Source organism: Propionicimonas sp. (assembly GCF_047606205.1).
Taxonomy (GTDB): Bacteria; Actinomycetota; Actinomycetes; order Propionibacteriales; family Propionibacteriaceae; genus Propionicimonas.
In genome coordinates this window covers 1-4068 of the sequence record NZ_JASGES010000054.1, presented here as the reverse complement: position 1 = coordinate 4068, position 4068 = coordinate 1, and the positions used below count along the sequence as shown (strand labels likewise).

The 4068-nt window shown below is 75.2% G+C and carries 3 protein-coding genes; 2 read left to right on the top strand and 1 reads right to left on the bottom strand.

All coding sequences use genetic code 11. The annotated features are described in order from the left end of the window. A partial coding sequence (locus tag QM633_RS03595) for a hypothetical protein (RefSeq protein WP_415152361.1) occupies nucleotides 1-2052 on the top strand: 2052 nt, incomplete at its 5' end. Further along, nucleotides 2049-3419: a DUF5719 family protein gene (locus QM633_RS03590; RefSeq protein ID WP_415152360.1), complete on the top strand. Its 1371-nt coding sequence runs from the start codon at nucleotides 2049-2051 to the stop codon at nucleotides 3417-3419. The genes QM633_RS03595 and QM633_RS03590, both read left to right, overlap by 4 nt. Before the next feature lie 119 nt (nucleotides 3420-3538). Here the strand turns inward: QM633_RS03590 and QM633_RS03585 are convergent, their stop codons facing one another. Next, on the bottom strand, nucleotides 3539-3979 hold the full coding sequence (locus tag QM633_RS03585) for a metallopeptidase family protein (RefSeq protein ID WP_415152359.1): 441 nt from the start codon (nucleotides 3977-3979) through the stop codon (nucleotides 3539-3541). Nucleotides 3980-4068 lie beyond the last annotated feature (89 nt).

Genomic DNA, 4068 nt, shown 5'->3' with positions numbered 1-4068 from the left:
CTGAGGCCCGCGGCCGGGTCCGCCGTCCGCCGCTCCGCCGAACAGGTGGCCGCGCGGCTGGTCGACTGGCTGCGCACCTTCTCCGGCCGCGGCTCGGCGGCGGTCAGCCTGGACGAGATGACCGGCGACGACTTCGCCGCCACCGGGACCACCCGTTACCGGATGCCGCTCGCCCTCGTCGGAGTCGTCCTCATCGGCGCGGCGGCCCTCCTCGCCGCCCGGACCACGTTCGGCAGTGGATCGCTGACCGCTGCACAGCTGCTGGCGGCCCCGGAGGGGTGGACCGAACTGATGGCCTCCTACCTGGCACCGGTCGCCGGCAGCTCCGGAGTCTCCGGGGCACCGTGGACCGGCCTGGCCGCACTCTTCTCCCTGATCACGATCGGGCGTCCGGAGTGGCTGGTCACCGGGACCATGGTGCTGGCCGTCCCGCTCGCCTGGTTGATGGGGTTCCGGCTGCTCCGACAGGTCGTGGCCGACCGTCGGCTCGCGGCCCTCGGGGCACTGGGGTACGCCGTGGGGCCCGCCCTGATCGGAGGCCTCAACGCGGGCTCGTTCGGCCTCGCCGCGACCGCCGTCCTGCTGCCGATCCTGGGTTACAGCAGCTGGCGCTGGCTCGCCGACCGTGCCTGGAGCTGGCGCAGGGCGGGCGCGGTCGCGTTCTGGATGCTGCTGGCGTGCGCGCTCGTCCCCCTGTTCTGGGCGGCCGCCGTGCTGGCCGCGCTGTGGACGGCGATCCCGGCGCGGCGCGTCCGCGCCTGGACGCAGTGGGCGCTGGTCCTGGCCGCTCCGCTGCTCCTGCTGGTCGGGCCGTGGGGCCCGACCCTGTGGCGTTATCCCGGGCGCCTGCTGACCGGCATCGAGCCGCAACTCGCTCCGCTGACGGCCTCCGCCCCCTGGGAGGTGCTGGTGGGCCGCACGCTCGCCGGCAGCCCTCCGCTGTGGATCTCGCTGGGCTTCTTCGTCGTCCTGTGGCTGGCTGCTCTCGCCGGTGCGGCCCGTCGCCCCGGGGTGTCGGGACGCGCGCTGGCCGGCGCCGGCGTGGCGGCGGTGGTGGCGATCGGGGTGACCCGGCTCGTGGTCCAGGTGCCGCCGGGTACGTGGGTGCGGCCCCAGGCGCTGGAATGGCAGCTGCTCCTCATCGCAGCGCTCGTGATCGCGGCGTGCGCGGGCCTGGACGGGATCGCGACCGAGCTCCAGGGCCGCGACCTCGGCCTGCGGCACCTCGCCAGCCTGGGCCTGGCGCTGGTCTGTGTGCTGGCGATGCTGGTCGGGGCGGGCTGGTGGGTCGTCGCGGGGCAGACCGACCTGAGTCGCCGGACGGTCGGGGACGTCCCCGCCTTCGTCCGCAACGCCCAGACCTCGGCCACGCCCGGACGCACGCTCGCCCTGGTCGCGGACCCCGGCGGCGAGGTGCGCTGGGCACTCCTGGAGGGGGACTTCGGCCGGCTCGGTGATGCCGAGACCGGCCTCGCCTTCGGCGGGGACATCGCGGCCAGTCAACGGGCGGCGTCGGTGGCGGCCCGGCTCGTCGGAGAGAGCGCGGACGACCAGTTGCTGCCCGACCTGGTCACCCTCGGCGTCTCCAACATCACCCTCGCCGGCGGCACCTCCGAGCAGCGGCTGGCGATCAACAACGTGCCCGGCCTCGGCCTCGGCACCGGAGACGACGCCCACTACGTCTGGCCCGTGCCCGACTCGGCGATCGCCGTGGTCGCGGACGGGGACGCCCGCACCCCGGTGGGCAACGGGTCGCAGGTCGCGGCCGGTCCGGACTCCAGGGTGCTGCGCCTCGCCGAGCCTCCCGACTCCCGCAGGGTGGTGCAGGTCGGGTCGACCAGGCTGGACGCGGTCGCAGGGGGGACGCCGGGATCGCAGTACGCGGTCGGCGCGCTCAGCGGGACGCTGGAGTACCACCTCGACGGCGGGTCGACCTGGTGGGCATGGGTGCAGCTCGCGGGGCTGGTCCTGCTGGCGATCCTGGCCGCGCCGGCGGTTCGCCGCCGCAACGAGTCGTCCGGGCCGCGTCGGCTCGCCGGAGGTGCCGAATGAACCGCTGGATCTGGCCGGGAGCCGTGGTTGTCGTGGTTGCCGGCGCCACCGTGGCCGCCACCCTGTCGGGCGCGCAGTCCGTCCCCGAGACACCGTTCACCACGTCCGAGACGAGGGTCTCCGTGGTGTGCCCCGGGTTCGAGTCGGCGACCGCGACCGTGCAGGTGGCCGCGGACTCGATCAGCCCCGGACTGCACACCTCGACGGTGACCGACCCGTCCTCGGTCACCGGGGCGACCGGGTTCACCGTGTTGAAGGCGCCGGGCGCCTCCCGCCGGGTCTCCGCACTGCTGCCCGGCCCGTTCGGCGCGACCACGTCGGTGTCGGCCTCGGCCGGCGCGGACCGCGGACTGTCGGCGTCCACCTGTGCGGCACCGAGTACGGACCACTGGTTCACCGGCGTCGACATCCGCGACGCCGCGCAGTCGGAGGTCGTCGTGGCCAACCTGGACGGCACCCGTGCATCGGTCGACCTCACGGTGTACGGCCCGACCGGCAGGATCTCGGCGCCCCGTGGCGTCGAGGTGGAGGCCGACTCGGTGCAGACGGTGTCCCTGGGCACCCTGGACCGTGTTGACGGCCCGGTCACCGTCGAGGTGAGCAGCGGCGACGGCCGCGTGGCGGCCTTCGTCCGGCAACGCACCTGGGCGGGGGAGGAGCCGCGGGGAGCGGACTGGCTGGCCGAGACGACCGCACCGGCGAGCGACGTGGTGGTACCCGGCCTGCCGGCGGGGTCGGGGGCGCGGACGCTGGTCGTCACGAACCCGGGCGAGCGGACCGCGACGGTCTCGATCGGCACGTTCATGACGTCCGGCCCCGGTGAGGTGGCCGGTGCGTCCGAGCTCGAGGTCCCGGCGGGGACGACGCGGACGATCGACCTGGCCGCCGACCTCGACGGCCTGTCCAGCGCCCTGCACCTGACCTCGACCCAGCCGGTGTCGGCGGGGGTGTGGCTCGACACCGGCGCCGCCGGCGCGCGCCACGATCCTGCGTACACGGTGGGGACGCAGGCGCTGCCGGCCGACTCGCTGTGGCCGATCGCGCTGGGCAGGCAGGCGAGGACCGTGCTGCAACTGGTGAACCCCGGCGACACGGAGGCGACCGCGACCCTCACCCTCGGTGACTCCTCGCGTACGGGCGACCCGGAGGAGGTCACCGTGCCGGCGGGGTCGCTGGTGGAGGTGGACCTCGCCAGGGGTGCGACGAACCTGGTTCGGATCCGCACCGCGTCGGCGACTCTGCGGGGCGCGCTGGTCAGCACGGCCAGCCTGGGAAAGGTGCGCGGCCTGGCGGTGGTCGACCTCGCCGCCGAGGACGGCCGCAGCGAGTCGGCCACCGTGGTCTTCGACCCCCACGCGGGCAGCTGACCCGGCGGGACGCGCGGAACTCTCTCGCGACCTCGTCCCCAACCCTTGCGCCGCTGCGGCGGTGGGTTCGCCCCTCGGACCGGGAGCTCCGGGCCGGGGCTCCGCCCTGTCGCCGGGCGTCAGTCCCAGTCGTCCCCGAGGTCTCCGGACGGGTCGAGCTCGTCGACGCCGATGCCGGTGAGGGCCGAGAGCTGCTCGAGCAGGGCGCGATGGACGAGGCGGCGCAACTCCGCCCTCGACGCCGCCCTGTGCTCGAGGGGCCGGCGGAAGAGGACGACCTGGCCGTTCTGCCCCGGGCGGGCCGGCACGGCGGCCGCCAGCGGTACCCGGACGCTGCGCCACGCCTCCAGGTTCCCGGGGACCTCCTCATAGCCGATGTCGATGCCGACCAGCGCGCGCGGACAGGTCCGTGCCGTCCGCGCCACACAGGCCCGCAGGCAGTCGGCGAAGAAGTCTGCGCTGCGAGCCCGCTGGCGCAGCGGAACCGGAGCTCCCGTCAACGGGTTCGGCGCGGCCAGCGGTCCCCGCAAGCCGCGTCCGTGCCGCTCCCTGCGCCTCATGCCCTCACCATACTTGCGCGCAGGATGCTCCGCGCGCCGCCGCCCGGCCCGGATGCGGGCGCCGCCACACCGGTCCCGGGTGCCGCGCG

What these genes read in the sequence shown, in the direction of transcription:
- QM633_RS03590 (WP_415152360.1), top strand. Translation starts at nt 2,049, where the DNA reads ATGAACCGCTGGATCTGGCCGGGAGCCGTGGTTGTCGTGGTTGCCGGC.
- QM633_RS03585 (WP_415152359.1), bottom strand. Translation starts at nt 3,979, where the DNA reads ATGAGGCGCAGGGAGCGGCACGGACGCGGCTTGCGGGGACCGCTGGCC.